The following is a 23,218-nucleotide window of genomic DNA, read 5'->3' as shown; positions in this document are numbered from 1 at the left end:
GGCTGGCGTATCGGGGATGAATGCGAATTCTGGTCCTGATGCTTCCCTTGTTCCTGGCCCTTCCGGCAGAGGCGTCTGTTCGGCCGAAACCGCGCCCGGTTGCCGACCCCATTCCGGTGACACGGTGGGACTTCCGGCCGGAGTCGAAGACTTGGAGCAGGGCGTCGATCCGGGCCCTGAAATCCCACGGACGCCGCTTGGTCGACCATACGCCGCGCGACATCAATCGGTGGTGTCCGGGATATACGCGGGCCAGCGAGGTCGATCGCCGCGCGTTCTGGGTCGGTTTATTGTCGGCACTCGCCAAACATGAGAGCACGTGGCGGCCCGAGGCGGTGGGCGGCGGTGGGCTGTGGTACGGTCTTTTGCAGATCCTGCCATCCACCGCGCGCCTTTACGGCTGCGACGCGCGATCCGGGGCCGCGCTGCAGGACGGTGCGGCCAACTTGTCGTGCGGGATACGCATCCTGGCGCGCACGGTGCCGCGCGACGGGGTGATCCATGCGCGCACTCCACGCTGGTCCGGTGTGGCGGCGGATTGGGGTCCGATGCGCTCGGACGCGAAGCGGCGGGACATGCGCCGCTGGTTGCGGGCGCAGGATTACTGCCAGATCTCGGTCAGCCCCCGCCCGCAGGCACGGCCCGCGCCTGATGCGTTGGTGATGGGACCCTATCGCCCGCAGATCGAGCCATTGCCGCGCCCGTCGCGGGCATTGCGGGAGCAGCGTGCGCCGGCCTCGTCGCTGTCGCCGGTCTCGGACGCCGCCGACGCGGAGTGACCGGGTTTTGGACATGCTCTGGTTCATCCTCGGCAAGCTGGTCTGGCTGGTCCTGCGCCCCGAAAGCTGGTTGATCGCCTTGCTCGCGGCGGCGTTCTGGGGAGCCATCTTCCGCCGTCTTGGTGTCGTGCGGTGGTGCTTGGCTGGCGCTCTGGCCTTCGTTCTGGGGGTCGGGATGCTGCCTGTGGACGATTGGGTGATCGCGCCGCTGGAGGGGCGTCATCCGCGCGCGCCTGATATCGATGGGCTGGATGGCATCGTGGTGCTGGGCGGGGGCGAGGATGCCGGCGCTTCGACGGTCTGGGGGTCGCCACAATTGGCCGGCGGTGCCGAGCGGTTCGTCGAGGCGATGGCGCTGACCCGCCGGTTTCCGGATGCACGGGTGGTCGTCTCGGGCGGAAGCGGCGCGCTGATGGATCTGCGAAATGACGGGACGGTTCAGCGCGACATCGCGGAAAGTTTCTTTGCGGGTCAGGGTTTGGATCAGGCGCGGCTGACGGTGGAGCGCATGTCGCGGAATACGTCGGAGAATGCACGCAACACCACGGACCTGCTGGCGGGCGAACGCGCCGGAACCTGGGTTCTGGTCACATCCGCGTTTCACATGCCGCGCGCCCTTAAGAGTTTCCGGCGCGCCGGGTGGGACGACATCGTGCCGTGGCCGGTGGATTACCGCAGCGGTCCCGCGCGGGGGCTTGAGTGGAACTTCGCGGACAACCTGGGCGGCCTGACCGTCGCGCTGAAGGAATATGTGGGGCTGGCAGCCTACGCGGTGCTGGGCCGCTGATCAGCGCACGGCCCAGCTGGGCCGCCGCGTGGTCGCGACCAATGACACCTCGGGCGCGTGGCGACCGCCGAGGGCCAGCGTGGCGCGCCGCATCTCGGCGATGGCTGAGTCCGCGTCCTTGGGCAGGGCCTTGGGCGAGATCGGCTCGCCCACGCCGATCCTAAAGGGTTGCCGGGTCTTGTTCAGCGTTTCGTAGAACAGCGTGATGTCGCGCAGGGACGGGTGGATCAGGTCGAACAGGTAGAACAGCACCGAGTTGCGGGACCGGATGTTCATCGGGATGATCGGCACGTCGAACTTGCGCGCGATCATCGCGGCCGAGGTCATCCATGGACGTTCGACCAGGCGCAGGCCGCGGCGTTTCGCAAGACGGCCCGACGGGAAAATGATCCCCAGACGCCCGTCCGACATGGCTTGACGGGTATAAGCCATCGTCTCGCGCGTTTTCGAATGGTTCCGCTTGTCTTCGCGCCATTCAACGGGTGCGATCATGCAATCAAGCTGCGGGACAACCCGTAGCATGTCGGAATTGGCATAGAAGAACAGGTCCGGACGCAGCGGGGACAGAAGGTGCCACAAAATGATGCCGTCGGCGATTCCGGTGGGGTGGTTGCAGACGATCAGCGCGCCGCCCTGTCGCGGAATCCGGTCAAGGCCCGAGATTTCGACGTCCTGGGCCAGCATCTTGCCCATGCGGTTCATGATGTCGGGGCCGGACCAATCCTCCATTTCCTCGGCGAGGTCGAGGGTCCGGTCATAGCTGAGGACGCGGTTCAGAGCCGCCCGGACGCCCCTTACGGCGGGGTTCGGGCGTTCGAGCCATGCGGCGCGTTCGACGATCTGTTCGTCAATTCGGTTTCTGATGCCCATGGCGGTCCATCCGCTGCAGTTTCCCTGATATCTGGCGCGGACAGATGCCGAAGGCAAGGAAGCGCCGGGGGAACTTGCCGTCCCCCGGCAGGGAGGTCACGCTCACGCGGCCTTACCGGCGTTGTTTGCAACGGCCTCGGTGATCGCCGCGCAGAAGGCGTCGAGGTCGCCGGGATTGCGGCTGGTGATCAGGTTGCCGTCGGTCGCGACCTGTTCGTCCACGGCGTCGGCACCGGCATTCTTGAGGTCGGTGCGAATCGAGGTGAAGCTGGTCAGACGCTTGCCGCGGACCAGATCGGCCTCGATCAGAAGCCAAGGCGCGTGGCAAATGGCAGCCAGCGGCTTGCCGGTGGCGGCGAAGTCCTTGATTTTCTGGACCACGTCAGCCTTCGCGCGCAGGACATCGGGGTTGATCTGTCCACCGGGTAGAACCATCGCGTCATAGGCTGCGACGTCGATATCCTCGATCTTCATATCGGCGGTGGTCGTGTCGCCCCAGTGATCCTTGTCCCAGCCCTTGATGTCGCTGCCATCGGGCGTGGCGATGTGAACGGCGGCGCCGGCATCGGCCAGTTGTTTCTGCGGCTCGGTCAGCTCGACCTGCTCGAAGCCGTCGGTGGCGACGATGACGATGCGGGTGTTGGCGATATTGGCCATGATGTACTCCGTATTCATTCGTTACACTTGCCACCAAAACGGATGGACCTGCACTTCGTTCCCGGACTGCGGCAGCGGCGCGCAGGGCCGATCCTTCATTCCCCCAGGATACGGCTGACCATCTCTGAGGTGTCGCGCGACAAGCCTTCGGTCGACTGAATCCGGCGCAGGGCCGCTTTGGCCTGATCCTGCCGATCTACGTCGTAGCGATGCCAGGTTTCGAACAACGTCGTCATCCGCGCCGTGGTTTGCGGGTTCAACGGGTCGAGGCGGATCAGCCAATCGGCCACAAGCGCGTAGCCCCCACCGGATCGGGCGTGGAAGCTGGCGTGGTTCATCCCCAGCGCCCCGATGACCGACCGGAACCGGTTCGGGTTTTTCCAGTCGAAGGCCGGGTGTTCGACCAGGCGTTGGGCGACGGCAAGGCCCGTCTCGCCCGGGGCGCCCGCGATCTGAAGGGCGAACCACTTGTCCATGACCAGCCGGTCGTTCTGCCAACGGTCGTGGAACGCCTGCAGCTCGGTCTCGGCCTGGCCCGTGCGGATGAGGGCGGACAGGGCCGCAAGGCAATCGGTCATGTTGTCGGCGGCCGCGAACTGCGCGCGGGCCCGGTCGCCGCCGTCGACATGGGTCAGCAGCGACAATGCGGCGTTTCGCAGGGCGCGGCGTCCGGCATCCGTGGCATCGGGGTTGTAGGGGCCGCTCACCTTCATGGCGTCATAGACTGCGTCCAGCGCGCCTTCATGCGCCGTGGCAACAGCGGTCTGCATCCTTGTTCGGGCCGCGTCGATGGCGTCGGGGTCGGGCGTTGCGTTGCTGTCGGTCAGCGCCTGGGCCAGATCGTCGTCGGACGGCAGGGCGAGAGCCAATGCGCGGAACGCCGGATCCTGCGCGTTGTCCGAGATGACGGGGCCGAGGGCGTCGACGAAATGCCGATCCGGCGCACCGGATTGCACGATCATGTCCACGAGGGCGGTCCGGGCCAGGGCGCGCCCTGCCTCCCACTTGTTAAAGGGATCGGTGTCGTGGGCCAGCAGAAGCGCGCGATCGGCGGCGGACAGTGTCTGGTCCAGGATCACGGGGGCCGAGAAGCCGCGGTTGATCGAGGCGACGGCATCGTCGGTGCCGACCTCGAACCGGAAGGTCTGCGCAGTCTCGGTCAACTCGACAACCGCGGTGGGCAGGACCTCGGTCCCGTCGCGTGCGATGGCGCCGATGGCCAGCGGAATGACCTGCGGGGCCTTTTCGGGCTGACCCGGCGTGGCGGGAAGGGATTGCGCGAGGTCGAGGATCAGCGTGCCGCCTTCGATCCGGGTCTCGGCCGTGACGCGGGGCGTGCCGGCCTGGGCATACCACCGGGCGAATTGCGCCAGATCGCGGCCGGTCGCGTCCTCGAACACCTTCAGCCAATCCTCGATCGTGCAGGCCTGCCCGTCATGGCGATCGAAATACAGGTCGCACCCTTCGCGATAGGCGTCCTCGCCGATCAGGCGGCGCAGCATCCCGATGATCTCGGCGCCCTTTTCATAGACGGTCGCGGTGTAGAAATTGTTGATCTCGATATAGCTGGTCGGGCGGACGGGATGGGCCAGCGGCCCCGCATCCTCGCGGAACTGGCGGGCGCGCAGCATCTGCACATCCTCGATCCGCTTGACCGCGTGGGACCGTTCGTCGCCGGAGAATGTCTGGTCGCGGAAAACGGTCAGCCCTTCCTTCAGGCACAGCTGGAACCAGTCGCGGCAGGTGATGCGGTTGCCGGTCCAGTTGTGGAAATACTCGTGCGCGACGATGGCCTCGATCCGGGCGTAGTCGGCATCGGTCGCCGTCTCGGGCGAGGCGAGGACATAGCGGGCGTTGAAGATGTTCAGGCCCTTGTTCTCCATCGCGCCCATGTTGAAGTCGTCCACCGCGACGATGTTGAACACGTCGAGGTCATAGGCGCGGCCATACGCGTCCTCGTCCCAGCGCATCGACCGCTTGAGGCTGTCCATCGCATAGGCGCAGCGGTCCTCGTCGCCGGGGCGGACCCAGATGTTCAGCGCGACCTCGCGCCCTTCCATTGTGGTGAAGCCGTTGGAATGGGCGACCAGATCGCCCGCGACCAGTGCGAACAGATAGGCGGGCTTCTTCCACGGGTCGCGCCACACGGCGTAGCCGTCGCCCCGTTCGACCGGGTCGCCGTTCGACAGAAGGACCGGCAGTTCCGATTCGATCCGGACCTCGAAGGGGGCCATCACGTCGGGGCGGTCGGGATAGTAAGTGATCTTGCGAAAGCCCTCGGCCTCGCACTGGGTGCAGTACATGCCGTTCGACATGTAGAGCCCTTCCAGCGCGGTGTTGGCCTTGGGGTCGATCTGGACCTCGGCCTCCCACGTGAAGGCGTCGGGGGCGTCGATCTCCAGTCCCGCAGGCAGGATTTTCGGCTGAACCTCGGTTCCATCGATGGCCGCGCGGATCAGACGCAGTCCTTCACCATCCAACCGCAGGGGGCCGCCCGGGCCTTCGGGGTTCCGACGAAAGGAAATGCGCGAAAATACCCGTGTGGCATGGGGATCCAGCCGGAACGTCAGCGACACGTCCTGGACCAGGAAGGCCGGATTCTGGTATTCGGACAGGCGGATGGCGCGGGGGGCGGCGTCTTTCATGGAAATCCTCTGGCTGTCGTGGCGAACAAACTGCCCGCCCCTACGTTGAACGCCAAACGATCCGTATCTTCAACGGGTCGGCCCCCGAAGGCGAAAGGAAACGTCATGTCCGCACCCAATACTAACGTCAAGAAGCAGGAGCGCCGCCACAAGTTTCCCCTGATGGGGATGGTCTGGTCCGTCGTCTGGGCCGTCGTGCTTCTGGCAGGTCTGCTGATCTATCTCAGCTTCAGCGGCAACGAGCCTGGCGACCAGCAGCCTGTTGGCGCCGAAGACGGCGGCGTGCCCGCCGAGGAGACGACAAGCCAGTAAATGGCGCGTCAGGTTCGCAAGGCCGATCTGGATACCAAGATCTGCAGGACTTGCGGCCGCCCCTTCACATGGCGCAAGAAGTGGCGCGACGTCTGGGACGACGTGAAGTATTGCAGCGCGCGCTGCCGCGCCGGGAAATCGAATGGGGGGTGACGCATGGTCGACCGGGTCGAGAAACATGGGCTTCAGGTGGCTGCCGCAATGGCGGAGTTCGTCAATTCCGAGGCGCTGAACGGGCTCGACCTCGAGGCAGACAAATTCTGGTCCGATTTCAGCGATCTGATCCATGATATGAGCCCCGAGAACCGGCGTTTACTGGAGATCCGCGAGACGTTGCAGGCCAAGATCGACACTTGGCATCGCGACCATCCCGGGGCCGTTGATGATATCGGCGGCTACCGCGCCTTCCTGTCCGAGATCGGGTACCTCGTGGAAGAGGGGCCCGATTTTCAGATCGAGACGCCGCAGACGGACCCTGAGTTCGCCAGCGTCGCGGGCCCGCAGCTTGTGGTACCCATCATGAACGCCAGGTACGCGCTGAATGCCGCGAACGCGCGCTGGGGCTCGCTCTACGACGCGCTCTACGGCACGGACGCGATGGGGGACCTGCCCGAGGGGGCCGAGTACGACACCCAGCGCGGCGCGCGGGTGGTGGCGACGGCCAAATCCTATCTCGACCGGTTCTTCCCTCTGGTCTCGGGTAGTCATACGCAGCTTGCGGGCTATCAGATTGCCGAAGAAGGGCTGGAAGGCGTGTTCCTGAACGATCAGGATTGGCGCAACACCGACGAGATGCGCAAGAACACCGAGATGGCCCCAACGGGCCGCACGCCGGGGGTCGAGCATACGCTGCCGCTGGAGCGGAAAGAGGCGTTCGTCGGTTTCCGCGGGCCGAAGGATGCCCCGACCCATATCGTTCTGGAAAACAATGGCCTGCACGCCGAGATCGTGATCGACCGGTCCCACCGGATTGGTGCCACCGATGCCGCGGGGATCGCAGATATCCAGCTTGAAAGCGCCGTCTCGGCGATCATGGATTGCGAGGATTCCATCGCCGCGGTGGATGCCGAAGACAAGGTTCTGGCCTACCGCAACTGGCTGGGCCTGATGGACGGCACCCTGACCGAAGAGGTGACGAAAGGCGGGAAGACGTTCACGCGAGAGCTGGCGCCGGATCGCGACTACCAGGCGCCGGACGGTGGCACGCTGCGGCTGAAGGGGCGGTCGCTGATGCTGGTGCGCAATGTCGGGCACCTGATGACCAATCCCGCGATCCTCGACCGCGAGGGGAACGAAGTATTCGAAGGGTCGATGGATGCCGTCCTGACCGTCCTGTGCGGGATGCACGACCTGAAGCGAGACGGGGGCAATTCCGAAACCGGGTCGATCTATGTGGTCAAGCCGAAGATGCACGGCCCCGATGAAGTCGCCTTCGCCGACCGGATCTTCGCACGGGTCGAGGGGATGCTGGGCCTGCCCGCCAACACCGTGAAGATCGGGATCATGGATGAAGAACGGCGGACCAGCATCAACCTCAAGGAATGCATCCGCGCCGCCAAGGGGCGGGTCGCCTTCATCAACACGGGCTTCCTCGACCGGACCGGGGACGAGATCCATACCTCGATGGAAGCGGGGCCCATGGTGCGCAAGGGCGAGATGAAGAAGACCGCCTGGATCACCGCGTACGAGGATCGCAATGTCGATGTCGGTCTGGCCTGCGGCCTGCGCGGCAAGGCCCAGATCGGCAAGGGCATGTGGGCGATGCCCGACCGGATGGCCGACATGCTGGACCAGAAGGTGGGCCACCCCAAGGCCGGGGCGAACTGCGCCTGGGTCCCGTCGCCCACCGCCGCAACGCTGCATGCGCTGCATTACCACGAGGTGAACGTGGCCAAGGTGCAGGATGAGATTGCCCGGAGCGGCCCCCGCACCGACCTGAACGATCTTCTTACGATCCCGGTCAGCCGCGCGAACTGGTCCGAGGACGAGATCACGGCCGAGATCGAGAACAACGCGCAGGGGATCCTCGGCTACGTGGTGCGCTGGGTCGACCACGGTGTCGGATGCTCGAAGGTGCCTGACATCCATGACGTGGGCCTGATGGAGGATCGCGCAACCTGCCGCATCAGTTCTCAGGCGCTGGCGAACTGGCTGCACCATGGCGTGGTCTCGGAAGACCAGGTGATGGACACGATGAAGAAGATGGCGGCGGTCGTGGACCGCCAGAATGCGGACGACCCGAATTACGTGGCGATGGCGCCCGGGTTCGACGGGCCCGCGTTCAAGGCGGCTTGCGATCTGGTTTTCGAGGGGAGGGCGCAACCCTCGGGCTATACCGAACCCGTGCTGCATCGCCGCCGGCTGGAAAAGAAGGCAAGTTGAAGGACGGGGGGCGCTGCCCCCCGCCGGCCTGATGGCCGCCCCCCGGGGTATTTTTTCAAGGATGAAGGGATGAGGGAATGGAAGTGACGCTGGAGATGGCGCGAACGGCGATCCGCGCTGCGTTGGATGCGGGGGCCGAGAAGGGGTTCAGGCCGCTAACGGCGATCGTGCTGGATGCGGGCGGCCACATCGTTGCATTTGAACGCAGCGATGGATCGGCGCCTGGACGTTTCGCAATCGCGCACGGAAAGGCGTATGGTGCCGTGATGCTGGGCATGCCGGGATCGGCGCAGATGAAGCGCGCCGAGGATCAGCATTATTTCATGACGGCGATGAACGGCGCGTTCGGCGGGGCGGTGGTTCCGGTGCCGGGCGGTATCCTGATCAAGGATGGTGACCGGGTGATCGGCGCGCTGGGCGTCACCGGCGACACGTCGGACAATGACGTGATCGCGGGGCTGCAGGGGCTTGAAGCTGCGGGGTTGACCGGCGCCGCCTGATGCCGCGCTGCAGTGTATGTGTGCAACTGCGGCGGTTGTCTGAGGACGGATCATCCTTATACTCAGGGCGTCCCGCAGACCGGAGCGCTCCATGACCCGTCCCATTGTCGGCATCGTCGGCAACCATCACCTGATCAACGAGACTTACGAAGTCCATGGCGCCGGTCGCATGATCTCGCAGTCCGTGTCGGAGGTGGCCGAGGCGGTGCCGATGATCATTCCCGCGGACCCCGCTTTTGTCTCGATCAACGAACTTTGCGATGTTTGTGATGGTTTCCTGTTTCCGGGCGGGCGGCCGAACGTCCACCCGGAGGAATACGGGCACGCACCCACCGAGGCGCATGGCGCGTTCGACCGTGGCCGGGACGGCATCGCGCTTCCTCTGATCCGCGAACTGACCGAGCGGGGGCAGCCCTATCTGGCGATCTGCCGTGGCTATCAGGAGGTGGCGGTTGCGTTCGGTTCGACCCTTCACCCCGAGATCCGCGACCTTCCGGGCCGCGACAATCACCGGATGCCGCCCGACGGCACGATCGACGAGAAATTCGCCCTGCGTCATTCGGTCCGGTTCACCGAAGGCGGTCCGTTCCACCGTCTGATGGGGGCCGACGAGGTGATGACGAACACGTTGCATGGCCAAGGCGTTGTCGATGCCGGTCCGCGTTTCGTCGTAGACGGATGGGCCCCCGACGGGACGCCAGAGGCCGCCTATATCAAGGACGCTCCGGGCTTCACCCTGTCGGTGCAGTGGCATCCGGAATACAACGCGGCGAACGATCCCGTATCACGCAAGCTTTATTCTGCCTTCGGCGACGCGCTGCGTGGCTGGTCGGTTGCGCGTCGGCAGGTCCCGACGCGGGCCATCGCTTAACGGCCGTCTAGTCCGTCCCGGCGCCTTCCGCGGGCGACTGTTCTGCGTCGTCATCGACATCCTCGTCGCTCGGTCGTTCGTCGCCTTCGGGGTCGTTGGCGGCTGCCTCCGTCAGATCGTCGGGGCGCGGGGGTGGGGCGTCGGTTTCGCGCGGGGCCTCGGGCTCGGGCGGCATGTCGGGTGGTGGCGCCGGGGGATCGGCGGTGACGGGCCCCCCTTCGGCAGTTTCGTCGAAGATTCGGTCGGCATAGGCGCGCACGGCGTCGATCACCGGTGCATCCGGCGTTTCGCGGCAGCGGATCGCGATGCCTGCGATCACGTCGACGCTGTCGTCGGGACTGAGCGTTTCGCCCTCGGCTGGCGACTGACCCGCGTCGATCCGGCCGGCCATGTAGCCGAGCGCCCAGTCGCTTGCCTGCGCGAGGTAGGGGGCATTCGCCGCGCCCGTGATCTCGGAACACGCAAGGCGACCGATTCCGCCCACTGGAGGTTCGTCCTGCGCGTAGGCTGGCAGCGCGGCGAGGGAAGCGAATAACAGGGCACGACGCATGATGACACTCCGGCAGGTGGCGAACCGGGTGGTCCGCCGCTTTCCGAGCCAACGAGTCGGATCGTCGCCTGTTCCCCCGCGCGAATGATCGGGCCTGGTGCGCGCGCCCTCAGGCCTGTCCGCCCGCGATCTCGATCGCCTGTCCATTGACCGAACCACATAGAGGATCGCAGAGCCACAGTGCCGTGCGGGCCACCTCGTCCGCGTCGATCAGGCGGTTGTGGCGGTTCTGGGCGACCATGATCCCCAGTGCCTCGTCCTCGCTGACACCGGCGCGGTCACGGATCGAAGCGACGTTGCGGGTGACGATATCGGTTTCGACATAGGCCGGGCAGATGGCGTTGAAGGTCTGCGCGCGGCCGATATAATCCTCGGACAGGGCGCGGATCAGGCCGATCACCCCGTGTTTCGAGGCCGAGTAGGCCGGAGCCCCCTTCAGCCCGCGGACGCCAGCGATGGATGAGACGGCGATGACCCGTCCGTAGTCGAGATCCCGCATCGACCGCAACGCCTCGCGGATCGTCAGGAACGCCCCGTCGAGATTGGTAGCCGTGATCTGTCGCCAGAAGGCGAGGTCGGTCTTCAGGATATTGCGCCCCTCGGCGATGCCGGCATTGGCAATGCAGATGGCGACGGGGCCCCGTGCGGCGACGGCTGCTTCGGTGGCCGAGACGACGGAGGTCTCGTCGGAGACGTCCATGACCTGCGCGTGCAGGCCATGGGCGTCGGCGGCGTCTGTCAGGCGTGCCTCGGTCCGGCCGGTGATGGTCACCTCGGCCCCCGCATCGGCCAGTGCGCGCGCAATCGCGAGCCCGATGCCGGAGCCGCCGCCGGTTACGAGGGCATGGCGCCCGGTCAGATTGGTCATGGTATCCTCCGTGTCGTTCGGACTAGGTTTGGCGAGGGACGGGGCGAGGCGCAAGGATGTGGCGATGGATCGACCTGCCGCCGGTTTGGCTGGCAGTGCATCTTGCGGTTCTATGGCTATTGCCATCCGGAGGGACGGGCGCGGAACAGGTATGGGACTCTGTTGGGATAGGTCTGATCGCGGCCGGGGTCTTGCTGATGGTCTGGGCGGTGGGGGCAATGATGCTGTCCCGCACAACCGTTGTGCCGCACCGCCAGCCCGATGCCCTGGTAACGAGAGGACCGTTCGCGTTCGGGCGCAATCCGATCTATCTGGGCGATGTCCTTGTCATGGCGGGGGCCGCCCTGTGGATCGGTCCGATCTTCGGTCTGTTGTTGGTCCCGTCGCTGATGGTGGTGCTGGAATGGCGCTTCATCCGGCCCGAGGAAGCGCGGCTGCGCGGGTCTTTCGGCCCGTCTTACGCGGCGTGGTCGGCGAAGGTAAGACGGTGGATCTGAAACGAAGTGCGGCGCCCTTGCCTCGCTTGCGAAACATTGTTGCGCAATATATGCGCGTAGGAAGCCCGTTCGCCGGGTGTGGACCATGAAGGGGAGAGGCGCCATGAAGTTCGGTGTCGTCAAGGAAAGCCAGGAGACAGAGGCCCGCGTCGCACTGACCCCGGCCTCGGCCGAGCAGATACGCAAGCTTGGCCATGAGTGTGTCGTAGAGGCGGGGGCAGGCGCGCGGGCCGATATCTCGGACGCCGCCTATCGCGACGCCGGGGTCGAGGTTCTGGACAGCGCCCAAGCGGTGTTCGACGCCGCGGACGTCATCGGCAAGGTCCGACCGCCCACCGAGGCCGAGGTCGACCGCCTGCGCGAGGGGCAGACGCTGATCAGCTTCTTCTACCCGGCCGAGAACGAAGAGCTGCTGAAGAAGGCCGCCGACAAGGGCGCCACGCTGATCGCCATGGACATGGTGCCCCGCATCAGCCGGGCGCAGAAGATGGATGCGCTGTCGTCCATGGCGAATATCGCGGGCTACCGGGCCGTGATCGAATCGGCCAACAATTTCGGGCGTTTCCTGACCGGCCAGATCACCGCGGCGGGCAAGGTGCCACCGGCGAAGATCCTGGTTGTCGGCGCGGGCGTCGCGGGACTGGCGGCGATCGGGACGGCGACCTCGCTGGGGGCCATCACCTATGCCTTCGACGTCCGCCCCGAAGTGGCCGAACAGGTCGAGAGCATGGGCGCCGAATTCGTTTACCTCGATTTCGAGGGCGACACCGGTTCGGGCGAGGGCGGCTATGCCGCTCCGTCCAGCCCCGAATTCCGCGAGGCGCAGCTGGCCAAGTTCCGCGAGCTGGCGCCCGATATCGACATCGTCATTACCACGGCGCTGATCCCCAATCGCGAGGCGCCGGAGCTGTGGACCGAGGACATGGTGAAGGCCATGAAGCCGGGCTCGGTCATCGTGGATCTGGCCGCCGAGAAGGGTGGCAACTGCAAGCTGACCGTCAAGGACGACCGTATCGTTACCGACAACGGCGTGGTCATCATCGGCTATACCGACTTCCCCAGCCGGATGGCCAAGCAGTCCTCGACCCTCTACGCGACGAACATCCGGCACATGCTGACCGACCTGACCCCCGAGAAGGACGGCACGGTCAATCACAACATGGATGACGACGTGATCCGCGGGGCGACGATCACCCACAAGAACGACGTCACATGGCCGCCCCCCAAGCCCAAGCAGGCGGCCCAGGCCGCGCCGCAAAAGCGCGAGAAGCCGAAGGAGAAGACGCCGGAGGAAAAGCGTGCCGAGGAAAAGGCCGCCTTCACCCGGCAGACCCGCAGCCAAGTCATGCTGCTGGCGATCGGCGCGGTGCTGATGCTGCTGGTGGGCGCCTATGCCCCCGAAAGCTTCATGAGCCATTTCATCGTCTTCGCGCTGGCCTGTTTCGTCGGCTTCCAGGTGATCTGGGGCGTCGCGCACAGCCTGCACACGCCGCTGATGGCGGTGACGAATGCGATCTCGGGGATCATCATCCTGGGCGCGCTGTTGCAGATCGGCGCGGGCAACTGGCTGGTCGTGATCCTGTCTTTCATCGGCGTGCTGATCGCCAGCATCAACATCGTGGGCGGGTTCCTGGTGACGCGCCGCATGCTGTCCATGTTCGTCAAGTCGTAAGGGGACAGAGATGTTCGGAATGGGACTTCAATCGGCGGCCTATATCGTCGCCACCATCCTCTTTATCCTGTCGCTGGGCGGGCTGAAGGATCAGGAAAGCGCCAAGCGCGCGATCTGGTACGGCATCACCGGCATGGCGCTGGCCGTCATCGCGACGGTGTTCGGACCGGGCGTGCAGAACGTCTGGTTGATCATCCTCGCCATCGCGGCGGGGGGCTTTGCGGGCTACTACATCGCCGGCAAGGTTCAGATGACCGAGATGCCGCAACTGGTAGCGGCTCTGCATTCGTTCGTCGGTCTGGCGGCGGTGTTTATCGGCCTGAACGCCGACATCATGCTGGGGGCCGTGACCGAGATGCGCGCCAGCGGCATGACCATGGACGAGGCCGACCTGACCGGCTTTGGCGAGTTGCTGTGGATGAAGACCTTCGTCGAGGTGAACATCCTGCGGGTCGAGGTTTTCCTGGGCATCTTCATCGGTGCGGTGACCTTCACCGGGTCCGTGATCGCCTATGGCAAGCTGGCGGGGCAGGTCGACGGCAAGCCCAAGCAGTTGCCCGGCGGGCATATGCTGAACCTGGGCGCCCTGATCCTCTGTCTGGTCCTGGGGCTGCTATATTTCAACGGGGCGGGGATCTGGACGATCTTCCTTGTGGCGCTGATTGCGGGCTTCATCGGCTATCATCTGATCATGGGGATCGGCGGTGCGGATATGCCCGTCGTCGTGTCGATGCTGAACAGCTATTCCGGCTGGGCGGCGGCGGCGATCGGCTTCACGCTGGGCAACGACCTGTTGATCGTGACCGGCGCTCTGGTTGGCTCCTCGGGGGCGATCCTGTCCTACATCATGTGCAAGGCCATGAACCGGCAGTTCGTCAGCGTGATCCTGGGCGGCTTCGGCGGCGCCAGCGGACCGCAGCAGGCGGTCGAGGGCAATATGGTGCCCACCGATGTCGACAGCGTGGCCGACGCGCTGAAGGAAGCCGACAGCGTCATCATCGTGCCGGGCTACGGCATGGCAGTGGCGCAGGCGCAGCAGGCGGTCAGCGAACTGACCAAGAAGCTGCGCGATGCGGGCAAGACGGTGCGCTTCGCCATCCACCCCGTCGCGGGGCGTCTGCCGGGGCACATGAACGTGCTTCTGGCCGAGGCGAAGGTGCCTTACGACATCGTGCTGGAAATGGACGAGATCAACGACGATTTCCCCAAGACCGATGTGGTGATCGTTATCGGCTCGAACGACATCGTTAACCCGGCGGCGAACGATGATCCGAACTCGCCCATCGCGGGGATGCCGGTCCTGCATGTGTGGGAGGCCAACCAGGTCTTCGTGTCCAAGCGCGGGCAGGGGACGGGCTATTCGGGCATCGAAAACCCGCTGTTCTTCAAGGAAAACACGCGGATGCTCTATGGCGACGCCAAGGACTCGGTCCAGGCGGTACTGCAGAAGCTGTGAGATTGGCAGGGGCGGCACGGGCCGCCCCGCCCTTACTGCTGACGTCGGCGGATCAGGACGAACGCGAGTGCGGCCAGGATCGTCGAGGCGGCCGCGTACATGACCGAGACCGGCGTCAGGTCGATCACCATGCGCAGAGCACCCACCACCAGCACCGGGATCGAGATCGCCACATAGGCGACCGTGAAATAGCTGGCCGTGACGGCCGAGGCCTGCCCCTCGGGGCTGTTTCGTCCGATGGCCGACAGGCCGCCCTTGAACGCGACGCCGTGGCCCAGCCCGGCCACCACGATCCCCGCGCACAGGGCCCAAAGCGACACCATCGCCAGCCCAACGGTGATCCCCGCGATCCCCAGCGTGAGAACGCCCATGCCGATGGGAAGCACCATCTTTTCCGGCAGGCGATCTTCCGCGATCTGACCAAAGCAGGACATCAGGAAGATCAGGCCGGCCACCGTGCCGATCGCGACATGGTCGCCCTGAAATCCCAGCACCTGGCCCAGGTAGGATGGCGTGATCGACCCCATGAACCCGCAGATCATGAACCCCGCGAAGGCCGAGATCGCGGCAGGCACGAAGAAGCCGCGCACCTCGGACGGGACAGCCAGGCCCTGCGGGCGCAGCTTGGGGTTCTCCGCGGTCTGAATGGGCTCGGGCGCGCGCCACAGAAGGCCTGTAGCCAGGACCACCATCCCCAGATGGAACAGGTAGGGAAAGATCAGCGGATCGGGGGCGACGGCCGCGACGGCACCCCCGATGACCGAGCCCATTCCGAGGCCGCCCATATTGGCCACGGTCGACCCGATGGCCCCGATCCGTGGATGGCTCTCGGGTGCCATCTCCTTCACGGCCAGCGTCGCGGCAGAGGTGAAGATGCCCACCGATGCGCCCTGCAGGAACCGCGCGGCCAGCAGAAGGGGTAATCCTTGGGCGGCCACGAAACAGATGCCCGAGGCGAAGGCCAGGGCCAGACCTCCCAGAAGAAGCGGCTTGCGCCCGATCTGATCCGACCACGGCCCCGTCAGCAGCAGGGCCCCGATCACTCCGGCGGAATACATCGCGAAGATCGCGGTGATTATGATCGGAGAGAAGCCGTAGGTGTCCGCGTAAATCGGATACAGCGGCGTGGGCACGGTGGCCCCTGCCATCACGGTGAAGAAGGCGAAACACCCGGCGATAAAGGGAAACCAGGGCGCGCGGTCCGCCCGGGTGGATGTGGCTGCCATCGAGGGGATCCTTGCCTGTCCGAGTATCCGGGCAATGCCCTGTTCGGGGCGTTGTTCCCTATGGCAGCCGGTGGGATCAGTCCTCGGCTGGCCGGCCTTCCGTGCCGGAATGATCCATCTCGCCCTGCTCCGTCATGCCCGGGGCCAGACGCCCGTCATCCAGAGTACCGGGATCGGCGGGCATGGTCATGACGTCGAAGGTCACGGGGATGCGCACCTCGTCGCTGAAGATCAGGGTGGCCGGGATCTCGGTCCCGTCAGTCAGCTGCGTATCCAGACCCATGAACATGATGTGACGGCCCCCACGCTCCAACGACAGCGTCTCACCCGGGGCGATGTCGAACCCTTCGGGGCGCGGAACCATGCGCATCACGTCGTTTTCCATGACGCTTTCGTGCAGTTCCGCCCGGGGAAACCCCGCCTCGATACCGGTCAGGGTGTAGGGGGCGTCGCTGTCGTTGGTGATCGTCAGATACCCTGCAGCCGCCTTGGCGACCGGCGTCGTCTCGAAGATCACGGCATCGTGGATAACGATGGCGGGCAGGTGGCTTTCGGCCAGCGCGGGACTGGCGAGGGCAAGAAAGGCAAGGGCGGTGCGCAGCATGGGCGGTCTCCTTTTGCCGATCTATCTAGACCGCCCGGCGTCCGGTCTCAATGAGCCTTGCGCCGCTGGCCGCCGGGTCATAGGCACGACGCCATGAGACTTCTGTTCCTTGGCGATGTGATGGGGCGCTCCGGCAGGACCGCCATTTCCGAACGGCTTGCGGCCCTGAAAGACGAGCTTGGCGTCGAGTTCTGCGTGGTCAATGGCGAAAACGCGACGAACGGGGCGGGTTTGTCCCCCGATCACGCGAAGCTGCTGCTGGCGGCGGGGGCCGATGCGATCACGCTTGGCGACCATGCCTTCGACCAGAAGGACATGCTGCAATTCTGCGAATCCGAGCCGCGGATCGTGCGACCCCTGAACTACTCGAAGGCTGCGCCTGGGCGCGGTGCGCGGGTGTTCGAGGTCACCGGCGGGCGGCGCGTGTTGGTTGCGCAGGTCTTGGGACAGGTCTTCATGAAGCGCCCCTTCGACGACCCGTTTTCGGCCATCGAGCCTGTGTTGAAGAACGCTCCTCTCGGCGCCGCCGTTCAGGCCGCGCTGGTGGATATCCACTGCGAGGCGACGTCCGAAAAGATGGCCATGGGCCATTTCTGCGACGGCAAGGCTAGCGTCGTGGTGGGGACGCATACCCACGTGCCGACCGCCGACGCGATGATCCTGCCTGGGGGCGCCGCGTACCAGAGCGATGCAGGCATGTGCGGCGATTACGACAGCGTCATAGGCATGCAGAAGGAGGAGCCGTTGCGGCGATTCCTGACCGGCATGCCGAAGGGCCGGTTCGAGCCTGCGGGGGGCGAGGCAACCCTGTCCGGGCTGCTGGTCGATACGGACGATGCCACCGGTAAGGCGACATCGGTTCAGATGATCCGGCGCGGCGGGCGCTTGTCGCTGGCCTGACGCGCCGGGATCCCGGGCGTCACCCTTTCTTCAGCGCCGCCGCCTCGCGGGCCAGGGCTTCGATCCCGTCCCAGTCGCCGGCGTCCATCTTGTCCTGCGGTGCGATCCAGGATCCCCCGACGCACAGGGTGTTGGGCAGCGACAGGTAGCTCTGCGCGTTCTTCAGGCTGATCCCGCCCGTGGGGCAGAAGCGCATCCGCGGCAACGGACCGCCCAGGGATTTCAGTGCTGCCGCGCCGCCATTCGCTTCGGCGGGGAAGAATTTGGCCGTGGTATAGCCCCGATCCAGAAGGACCATGACCTCGCTTGCCGTGGCGGTGCCCGGCAGCATCGGCAGGTCGCTGTCTTCGGCCGCGTCCAGAAGCCGCGTCGTCACACCGGGAGATACACCGAAGGTCGCCCCCGCCATCTTGGCCGCACGAACGTCCGCAGGCCCAAGAAGCGTCCCCGCACCGACTTTAGCCCCCTTCACGAGGGACATCTCGCGGATGACGTCCAAGGCGGACGGCGTGCGCATCGTGATTTCCAGAACCGGCAGGCCCCCCTTCACCAAGGCTTCGGCCAGCGGCTTTGCCTGCCTCGGATCCTGCACCACCAACACGGGAATGACGGGCGCCAGGCGGCAAAGTTCGGCCGTTTTCTGGCTGGCCTGTTCTGGGGTCATCGCGATCTCCTTGGGAAAGTTCGGGTGTGCGTAGCCGCAAAAAGTAAAGAAAAAGACGATGCGCGTCGATCAGACCACGACCGCGGCACCTTGGCTGGCAAGACCCACGTTCTGGCGGAAGGCCTCGAACAGTTCGCGGCCGACGCCGTGCGAATTGTCCGTAAGGTCACGGGTCACGGCCTCGCGCGAATCGAGATCCACACCCACAGCGTCGATCGTCCCCTTCGTCGCATCCACGCGCAGGATATCGCCGTCGCGCAGCTTTGCCAGGGGGCCGCCCAGATGCGCCTCGGGCGACAGGTGGATCGCCGCGGGCACCTTGCCCGACGCGCCGGACATCCGTCCGTCGGTCACAAGCGCGACCTTCAGGCCACGGTCCAGCAGAACGGCCAGCGTCGGCGTCAGAGAGTGCAGTTCGGGCATACCGTTCGCACTGGGGCCCTGGAAGCGGACGACGACGACCGTATCCTCGGTGAACTCGCCGTTCTTGAAGGCTTCCTTGACCGAAGGCTGATCCTCGAAGATCCGGCAGGGGGCTTCGATGACGTGGTATTCCTCTTTCACGGCAGAGATCTTCATCGCCGCGCGGCCCAGGTTGCCCTGGAGGTCGGCCATGCCGCCCGTCTTCTGGAACGGATTGCTGGCGGGGCGCAGGATCTTGTCGTTCTGCGTCTCGCGCGGAGCGTCTTCCCACACGATCTCGTCGTTGCGGATCTTGGGCTCTTTCACGTAGTCCTTCAGGCCCTCCCCCATGACGGTCATGGTGTCGTCGTGCAGAAGACCGGCGTCCAGAAGCTCTCCGATCATGTAGGTCAGCCCGCCCGCCGCGTGGAAATGGTTCACGTCCGCCAGCCCGTTGGGATAGACCTTCGCCATCAGAGGCGTCGCGCTTGAGATCTCGGCGAAATCCTCGAGGTCCAGAAGCACGCCAGCCGCGCGGGCCATCGCGGGCAGGTGGATCAGAAGGTTGGTCGATCCGCCGGTGGCCATCAGGCCGACGATGCCGTTGACGAACGCCTTCTCGTCCAGAACCTGCGACGCGGGTCGGTAGTCGTTCCCCAGATTGGTGATTTCCGTCGCGCGCGTGGCGCCCGCGCGGGTCAGGGCATCGCGTAGGGGCGTGTTGGGGTTCACGAAGGAGGCACCGGGCAGGTGCAGGCCCATGAACTCCATCAGCATCTGGTTGGTGTTGGCGGTGCCGTAAAAGGTGCAAGTGCCGGGGCCATGATAGCTGGCCATCTCGGCCTCCATCAGCGCGTCGCGGCCGACTTCGCCGGCGGCGAATTGCTGACGCACGCGCGCCTTTTCGTCGTTGGGCAGGCCGCTGGTCATGGGGCCGGCGGGCAGGAACACCGCGGGGATATATCCGAAGGTCGCCGCCCCGATGATCAGGCCCGGCACGATCTTGTCGCACACGCCCAGATACACCGCTGCATCGAAGGTATTGTGAGACAGCGCCACACCGGTGGCCAGCGCGATCACGTCGCGCGAGAACAGCGAAAGCTCCATCCCGACCTGGCCTTGCGTGACTCCGTCGCACATGGCGGGCACCCCGCCCGCGACCTGCGCGGTGGACCCGGCCTTGCGGGCGGCATCGCGGATGATGTCGGGGAACCGCTCGAACGGCTGATGCGCCGACAGCATGTCGTTATAGGCCGTGACGATCCCGATATTGGCCTGTGTGCCGGTGGCCAGCTTGTCCTGATCCTCGCCCATCGCGGCATAGGCATGGGCCTGGTTTCCGCAGGTCAGATGGGCGCGCTTCGGCCCCTCGTCGGCGGCGCGGGCCATGCGGTCCAGATAGGTTGCGCGACGATCTTTCGAGCGTTCGACGATACGGTCCGTGACGCGGGCGATGGTGTCGTTCAAAGGCATATCCGTCTCCGTTCGGGAGGTCTTCGGGCGATGCGCTAACATATGCGCGTTAGCGATACCAGCAAGCCTTCGCGCTTTTCACGTCGCGCGATTTGGCCTAGCTGGCAGGCATGAGCGAGCTTCCCGTGATCCGCCTTCTACCCAAGGCCAAACCCCAGGCGATCCGTCACGGATTCCCTTGGGTCTATTCCAACGAGGTCGTCACCGACCGTCGCACCCGGGCTTTGGCGCCGGGTACGCTGGCCGTGCTGGAGGACGGGGACAGGCGGCCGATGGGACTTGTCGGCGTCACGCCCGCGTCGAAGATCATCGGGCGGATGCTGGATCGCGACCCCAAGGCCACCATCGACCGCGCCTGGTTCGAAGACCGGCTGACCCGCGCCCTGGCGCATCGCGACCGCATCTATGACGGCCCGTTCTACCGCCTTGTCCATGCCGAGGCGGACGGCCTTCCCGGCGTGGTGATCGACCGGTTCGGTGATGCCGCCGTCATCCAGCCCAACGCCGCCTGGGCCGACGCCCGGCTCGACGATCTGGTCGCCGCCCTGGTGGCCGTGACGGGCGTGACGACGGTTCTGAAAAGCGCCAGCGGGCGCGCGCGGTCGCTGGAAGGTTTGGACGATGCCGACACGGTGCTTCTGGGTGACGTCGGGGGGCCTGTGCCGGTGCAGATGAATGGCGCGACCTACATGGCTGACCTTACCGGGGGGCAGAAGACTGGCCTGTTCTATGACCAGCGTGACAATCACCGCGCGGTGGCGCGTCTTGCTCGCGGGGGGCAGGTGCTGGACGTGTTCAGCCATGTCGGCGGCTTTGCCTTGGCCGCCCTTGCGGCGGGGGCCGAGACTGGGCTGGCGGTGGACGGATCCGCGGCGGCGCTGGACCTCGCCCGCGCCGGGGCCGAGGCGTCGGGCACGGCCGATCGGTTCGACACGCGGCAGGGCGATGCGTTCGAGGTCCTGGAGGCTCTGGCGGCCGAAGGGCGGACCTTCGACGTCGTGATCTGCGACCCGCCGGCCTTCGCGCCCGCGAAACAAGCGCGAGAGGCTGGGCTGCGTGCCTATGAACGGGTGGCCAAGCTGGCCGCGCCGCTGGTGGCGGACGGGGGATACCTGACATTGTGCTCGTGCTCGCACGCCGTCGACCTGGCCTCGTTCCGGAATGCCAGCGCCCGCGGCATCGGCAAGGGCGGGCGGCGCGGCCAGATCGTGCGCACCGGGTTCGCCGGACCGGATCACCCGCTTCTGCCGCAACTGGCCGAGTCCGGGTATCTGAAGGCCCTGACGTTCCGGTTGTGAAGGTCTTCCTCGACGCCTGCGTCCTTTACCCCACTGTCCTGCGCGAGATCCTGGTCGGTGTCGCCGCAAAGCATCAGTTCGCCCCGCAATGGAGCCCGCGTGTCCTGGAAGAATGGGCCCGCGCCGCCGCGCGTCTGGGCCCCGCTGGCGAAGCGATCGCGCGGGGCGAGATCGCGGCCCTGCGGGTTGCCTTTCCGGCGGCGGAGGTCACGCCGCGACAGGGCGACATGGCGCGGCTGGTGCTGCCCGATCCCGACGACGAACATGTCTTGGCCGGCGCCATCGCCGGGGGCGCGGATCTGCTGTGCACTTTCAACGCCAAGGATTTCCCGCGCCATGTGCTGGCGGCGGAGGGGATCGAACGGGTCGATCCGGATCAGCTTCTGGCCCGGCTTCCGCTTGCGCATGTCGCGCCGGTGGTTGCCCGCGTCCACGCCACGGCCGAACGCCTCTCGGGCGAGGTGCTGCCGCTTCGGCCGCTGATGAAGCGCGCGCGGCTGCCGAAACTGGGAAAGGCGTTGGACCGGGCCGGACCGGCGCGGTAGCCCGGGTTCAGTCCAGATATTCCGACGGATCGACGCTTTCGAAGCCTTCGCGCACCTCGAAATGCAGGAAGGCCGGGTCGCCGGCGCGCACCTTGGCGATGGACTGGCCCTTCGTGATGCTGTCGCCCTTCGCCACCGTGATGTCGCTGACGCCCGCATAGACCGTCAGAAGGTTGCCCGGGTGGCGCAGCACCAGGATGGGCACCTGTTCGGTGTCGCGGGTGATGGCAGCCACGGTGCCGCTGCCGGCCGCCTTGACCGTGGTTCCGGCCGGGGCGGCAATGTCGATGCCGTCGTTCCGGCCCTTGCTGTAGGCCCGGACGATGCTGCCCTGCACGGGATAAACGAACTGGGCCCCCGAGGCAGAGGCAGAGGTCGTCTGTTGTTGCAGGGCTGGCGAAGGCGGCGTCTCTTTCGGGGGGGCTTGGTTGGCCTCTTCCGCCGGAAGCGGTTCGGCGGCCGAGGGCGGGGGCGGTGCGACCGTGCCTTGGCCGGGCTGGCTGGCCTGCCGGTCCGGAACAGGGGCCGAGCGGTCGACGACCGGAATCAGCAGCACGCTGCCGGTGCGGACGGTCATCTGATCGTCGAGGCCGTTCCATTCAGCCAAGGCCGACACCGGAACGTCGTAACGTCGCGCGATGGAGAACGCCGTCTCGCCCCGCTCGACGCGATGGCGGGTGGGTTGGGTTCCATTGGACGACGGCGTGCGAACGGCCGCCGGGGTCGCTGCGGGAGTATTGCCTTCGGCCCGGTCGATAGCGGTGCTGGCGCGTTGGTCCAGGGGCACCGTGGCGATCGGGGTGGTCGCCGGGATCGACGCGGTTGCCGAGGCGATGGCTGTCGGGGCGCCGGTCGCGGCAGACGGCTCGGACACGCGGGCGGGAAGGGCGATCAGCTCCCCTCGGCGCAGGCCGACATTGGAAGGCAGACCGTTATACTCGGCCACCTGCTGCGCGTTCAGGCCAAGGCGCTGCGACAAGCTCGCCACGGTATCGCCATTGCGCGCCACCGCGACCTGGTAGTCGGGATAGGAGATGACGCCGCGATTGTCGGGCTCGGGCCGTCTTTGGACGGCTTGCTGGACCGCCGGGGTCGTGTCGAAGGCCGCTATGCCCAAGCGGTCGCGCAGGTCCATGTCGAACCCCGACGGTGTGCAGGCGGTCAATCCAAGCGTGGCGATGGCAGCCAGGGGCAGGACCGGTGTGGTGCGGATCATCGGCTCGTCCTCGTGTTCGGGGCGGCGTCTCTTTCCGGACGCTC

23 protein-coding genes are annotated in these 23,218 nt (G+C 66.0%); 13 read left to right on the top strand and 10 right to left on the bottom strand.

Features of this window, described 5'->3' with window-relative positions; genetic code table 11:
- Positions 1–20 precede the first annotated feature (20 nt).
- Positions 21–779 carry a transglycosylase SLT domain-containing protein gene (locus PAA8504_RS10525; RefSeq protein ID WP_108894151.1) on the top strand — a complete coding sequence of 253 codons (759 nt, stop codon included), beginning with the start codon at positions 21–23 and terminating at the stop codon, positions 777–779.
- A gap of 13 nt (positions 780–792) precedes the next feature.
- Complete coding sequence (locus PAA8504_RS10520) at positions 793–1,566, top strand: YdcF family protein (RefSeq protein ID WP_108894150.1); 774 nt, start codon at positions 793–795, stop codon at positions 1,564–1,566.
- Here the strand turns inward: PAA8504_RS10520 and PAA8504_RS10515 are convergent, their stop codons facing one another.
- The 3 genes from PAA8504_RS10515 to pepN form a co-directional block, all read right to left on the bottom strand.
- Positions 1,567–2,436, bottom strand: coding sequence for a lysophospholipid acyltransferase family protein (locus PAA8504_RS10515; protein ID WP_108894149.1), 870 nt, complete (start codon positions 2,434–2,436; stop codon positions 1,567–1,569).
- Positions 2,437–2,538: 102 nt separating this feature from the next.
- On the bottom strand, positions 2,539–3,093 hold the full coding sequence (locus PAA8504_RS10510; RefSeq protein ID WP_108894148.1) for a type 1 glutamine amidotransferase domain-containing protein: 555 nt from the start codon (positions 3,091–3,093) through the stop codon (positions 2,539–2,541).
- A gap of 95 nt (positions 3,094–3,188) precedes the next feature.
- Entirely contained in the window at positions 3,189–5,738 is a 2,550-nt protein-coding gene (gene pepN / locus PAA8504_RS10505; RefSeq protein ID WP_108894147.1) for an aminopeptidase N, read from the bottom strand.
- 105 nt (positions 5,739–5,843) lie between these two features.
- On the opposite strand from pepN, the gene PAA8504_RS10500 reads away from it, so the two are divergent.
- From PAA8504_RS10500 to PAA8504_RS10480, 5 genes are all read left to right on the top strand, one after another.
- Positions 5,844–6,050 (top strand): hypothetical protein, encoded by a 207-nt coding sequence (locus PAA8504_RS10500; protein WP_108894146.1) that lies wholly within the window; start codon positions 5,844–5,846, stop codon positions 6,048–6,050.
- A complete protein-coding gene (locus tag PAA8504_RS10495) occupies positions 6,051–6,203 on the top strand; it encodes a DUF2256 domain-containing protein (protein WP_108894145.1) in 153 nt (50 codons plus the stop codon).
- A gap of 3 nt (positions 6,204–6,206) precedes the next feature.
- The gene (locus tag PAA8504_RS10490) at positions 6,207–8,432 is read left to right on the top strand and encodes a malate synthase G (protein WP_108894144.1); all 2,226 of its coding nucleotides are present in this window, start codon (positions 6,207–6,209) and stop codon (positions 8,430–8,432) included.
- Positions 8,433–8,509: 77 nt separating this feature from the next.
- Positions 8,510–8,932, top strand: a complete 423-nt coding sequence (locus PAA8504_RS10485; protein WP_108894143.1) for a GlcG/HbpS family heme-binding protein — start codon at positions 8,510–8,512, stop codon at positions 8,930–8,932.
- Between the two features lie 91 nt (positions 8,933–9,023).
- Entirely contained in the window at positions 9,024–9,803 is a 780-nt protein-coding gene (locus PAA8504_RS10480) for a gamma-glutamyl-gamma-aminobutyrate hydrolase family protein (RefSeq protein ID WP_108894142.1), read from the top strand.
- Between the two features lie 7 nt (positions 9,804–9,810).
- On the opposite strand, the gene PAA8504_RS10475 is transcribed toward PAA8504_RS10480, so the two are convergent.
- Both PAA8504_RS10475 and PAA8504_RS10470 read right to left on the bottom strand, forming a co-directional pair.
- Complete coding sequence (locus PAA8504_RS10475) at positions 9,811–10,353, bottom strand: hypothetical protein (RefSeq protein ID WP_146190482.1); 543 nt, start codon at positions 10,351–10,353, stop codon at positions 9,811–9,813.
- A 109-nt stretch (positions 10,354–10,462) separates the two neighbouring features.
- A complete protein-coding gene (locus tag PAA8504_RS10470) occupies positions 10,463–11,221 on the bottom strand; it encodes an SDR family NAD(P)-dependent oxidoreductase (protein WP_108894140.1) in 759 nt (252 codons plus the stop codon).
- Positions 11,222–11,277: 56 nt separating this feature from the next.
- Here PAA8504_RS10470 and PAA8504_RS10465 point away from each other — a divergent pair, with 56 nt between their 5' ends.
- The 3 genes from PAA8504_RS10465 (at position 11,278) to PAA8504_RS10455 (ending at position 14,846) form a co-directional block, all read left to right on the top strand.
- Positions 11,278–11,718: a methyltransferase family protein gene (locus PAA8504_RS10465; protein ID WP_108894139.1), complete on the top strand. Its 441-nt coding sequence runs from the start codon at positions 11,278–11,280 to the stop codon at positions 11,716–11,718.
- Between the two features lie 103 nt (positions 11,719–11,821).
- Entirely contained in the window at positions 11,822–13,390 is a 1,569-nt protein-coding gene (locus PAA8504_RS10460) for a Re/Si-specific NAD(P)(+) transhydrogenase subunit alpha (protein WP_108894138.1), read from the top strand.
- 19 nt (positions 13,391–13,409) lie between these two features.
- Complete coding sequence (locus tag PAA8504_RS10455) at positions 13,410–14,846, top strand: NAD(P)(+) transhydrogenase (Re/Si-specific) subunit beta (protein WP_219928923.1); 1,437 nt, start codon at positions 13,410–13,412, stop codon at positions 14,844–14,846.
- Positions 14,847–14,878: 32 nt separating this feature from the next.
- Here PAA8504_RS10455 and PAA8504_RS10450 read toward each other — a convergent pair whose 3' ends face one another.
- Positions 14,879–16,072 carry an MFS transporter gene (locus tag PAA8504_RS10450; RefSeq protein ID WP_108894136.1) on the bottom strand — a complete coding sequence of 398 codons (1,194 nt, stop codon included), beginning with the start codon at positions 16,070–16,072 and terminating at the stop codon, positions 14,879–14,881.
- Positions 16,073–16,148: 76 nt separating this feature from the next.
- Positions 16,149–16,676, bottom strand: coding sequence for a copper chaperone PCu(A)C (locus PAA8504_RS10445; RefSeq protein WP_108894135.1), 528 nt, complete (start codon positions 16,674–16,676; stop codon positions 16,149–16,151).
- A 93-nt stretch (positions 16,677–16,769) separates the two neighbouring features.
- Between PAA8504_RS10445 and PAA8504_RS10440 the strand changes: the two genes are divergently transcribed.
- On the top strand, positions 16,770–17,576 hold the full coding sequence (locus PAA8504_RS10440) for a TIGR00282 family metallophosphoesterase (RefSeq protein WP_108894134.1): 807 nt from the start codon (positions 16,770–16,772) through the stop codon (positions 17,574–17,576).
- A 19-nt stretch (positions 17,577–17,595) separates the two neighbouring features.
- Here the strand turns inward: PAA8504_RS10440 and eda are convergent, their stop codons facing one another.
- Both eda and edd read right to left on the bottom strand, forming a co-directional pair.
- Positions 17,596–18,240, bottom strand: a complete 645-nt coding sequence (gene eda, locus PAA8504_RS10435) for a bifunctional 4-hydroxy-2-oxoglutarate aldolase/2-dehydro-3-deoxy-phosphogluconate aldolase (protein ID WP_108894133.1) — start codon at positions 18,238–18,240, stop codon at positions 17,596–17,598.
- A 69-nt stretch (positions 18,241–18,309) separates the two neighbouring features.
- Entirely contained in the window at positions 18,310–20,115 is a 1,806-nt protein-coding gene (gene edd / locus PAA8504_RS10430; protein WP_108894132.1) for a phosphogluconate dehydratase, read from the bottom strand.
- Positions 20,116–20,225: 110 nt separating this feature from the next.
- Between edd and PAA8504_RS10425 the strand changes: the two genes are divergently transcribed.
- Together PAA8504_RS10425 and PAA8504_RS10420 are read left to right on the top strand one after the other, a co-directional pair.
- A complete protein-coding gene (locus PAA8504_RS10425) occupies positions 20,226–21,413 on the top strand; it encodes an RSP_2647 family RNA methyltransferase (RefSeq protein WP_108894131.1) in 1,188 nt (395 codons plus the stop codon).
- A complete protein-coding gene (locus PAA8504_RS10420) occupies positions 21,410–21,958 on the top strand; it encodes an RSP_2648 family PIN domain-containing protein (protein WP_108894130.1) in 549 nt (182 codons plus the stop codon). Before PAA8504_RS10425 ends, PAA8504_RS10420 begins: the two co-directional genes overlap by 4 nt.
- Before the next feature lie 7 nt (positions 21,959–21,965).
- On the opposite strand, the gene PAA8504_RS10415 is transcribed toward PAA8504_RS10420, so the two are convergent.
- On the bottom strand, positions 21,966–23,174 hold the full coding sequence (locus tag PAA8504_RS10415) for a LysM peptidoglycan-binding domain-containing protein (RefSeq protein ID WP_108894129.1): 1,209 nt from the start codon (positions 23,172–23,174) through the stop codon (positions 21,966–21,968).
- Positions 23,175–23,218: the final 44 nt, after the last annotated feature.

Origin of the sequence: Palleronia abyssalis (genome assembly GCF_900302445.1) — a bacterium.
Classification (GTDB): domain Bacteria; phylum Pseudomonadota; class Alphaproteobacteria; order Rhodobacterales; family Rhodobacteraceae; genus Palleronia; species Palleronia abyssalis.
Note: the sequence above shows the minus strand (reverse complement) of the source record. Positions and strands in the feature narration are given on the sequence as shown.

Excerpts from the sequence above, each read along its gene's own strand:
- PAA8504_RS10525 (WP_108894151.1), top strand. The coding sequence starts at position 21 with ATGCGAATTCTGGTCCTGATGCTTCCCTTGTTCCTGGCCCTTCCGGCA.
- PAA8504_RS10520 (WP_108894150.1), top strand. The coding sequence starts at position 793 with ATGCTCTGGTTCATCCTCGGCAAGCTGGTCTGGCTGGTCCTGCGCCCC.
- PAA8504_RS10515 (WP_108894149.1), bottom strand. The coding sequence starts at position 2,436 with ATGGGCATCAGAAACCGAATTGACGAACAGATCGTCGAACGCGCCGCA.
- PAA8504_RS10510 (WP_108894148.1), bottom strand. The coding sequence starts at position 3,093 with ATGGCCAATATCGCCAACACCCGCATCGTCATCGTCGCCACCGACGGC.
- pepN (WP_108894147.1), bottom strand. The coding sequence starts at position 5,738 with ATGAAAGACGCCGCCCCCCGCGCCATCCGCCTGTCCGAATACCAGAAT.
- PAA8504_RS10500 (WP_108894146.1), top strand. The coding sequence starts at position 5,844 with ATGTCCGCACCCAATACTAACGTCAAGAAGCAGGAGCGCCGCCACAAG.
- PAA8504_RS10495 (WP_108894145.1), top strand. The coding sequence starts at position 6,051 with ATGGCGCGTCAGGTTCGCAAGGCCGATCTGGATACCAAGATCTGCAGG.
- PAA8504_RS10490 (WP_108894144.1), top strand. The coding sequence starts at position 6,207 with ATGGTCGACCGGGTCGAGAAACATGGGCTTCAGGTGGCTGCCGCAATG.
- PAA8504_RS10485 (WP_108894143.1), top strand. The coding sequence starts at position 8,510 with ATGGAAGTGACGCTGGAGATGGCGCGAACGGCGATCCGCGCTGCGTTG.
- PAA8504_RS10480 (WP_108894142.1), top strand. The coding sequence starts at position 9,024 with ATGACCCGTCCCATTGTCGGCATCGTCGGCAACCATCACCTGATCAAC.
- PAA8504_RS10475 (WP_146190482.1), bottom strand. The coding sequence starts at position 10,353 with ATGCGTCGTGCCCTGTTATTCGCTTCCCTCGCCGCGCTGCCAGCCTAC.
- PAA8504_RS10470 (WP_108894140.1), bottom strand. The coding sequence starts at position 11,221 with ATGACCAATCTGACCGGGCGCCATGCCCTCGTAACCGGCGGCGGCTCC.
- PAA8504_RS10465 (WP_108894139.1), top strand. The coding sequence starts at position 11,278 with ATGTGGCGATGGATCGACCTGCCGCCGGTTTGGCTGGCAGTGCATCTT.
- PAA8504_RS10460 (WP_108894138.1), top strand. The coding sequence starts at position 11,822 with ATGAAGTTCGGTGTCGTCAAGGAAAGCCAGGAGACAGAGGCCCGCGTC.
- PAA8504_RS10455 (WP_219928923.1), top strand. The coding sequence starts at position 13,410 with ATGGGACTTCAATCGGCGGCCTATATCGTCGCCACCATCCTCTTTATC.
- PAA8504_RS10450 (WP_108894136.1), bottom strand. The coding sequence starts at position 16,072 with ATGGCAGCCACATCCACCCGGGCGGACCGCGCGCCCTGGTTTCCCTTT.
- PAA8504_RS10445 (WP_108894135.1), bottom strand. The coding sequence starts at position 16,676 with ATGCTGCGCACCGCCCTTGCCTTTCTTGCCCTCGCCAGTCCCGCGCTG.
- PAA8504_RS10440 (WP_108894134.1), top strand. The coding sequence starts at position 16,770 with ATGAGACTTCTGTTCCTTGGCGATGTGATGGGGCGCTCCGGCAGGACC.
- eda (WP_108894133.1), bottom strand. The coding sequence starts at position 18,240 with ATGACCCCAGAACAGGCCAGCCAGAAAACGGCCGAACTTTGCCGCCTG.
- edd (WP_108894132.1), bottom strand. The coding sequence starts at position 20,115 with ATGCCTTTGAACGACACCATCGCCCGCGTCACGGACCGTATCGTCGAA.
- PAA8504_RS10425 (WP_108894131.1), top strand. The coding sequence starts at position 20,226 with ATGAGCGAGCTTCCCGTGATCCGCCTTCTACCCAAGGCCAAACCCCAG.
- PAA8504_RS10415 (WP_108894129.1), bottom strand. The coding sequence starts at position 23,174 with ATGATCCGCACCACACCGGTCCTGCCCCTGGCTGCCATCGCCACGCTT.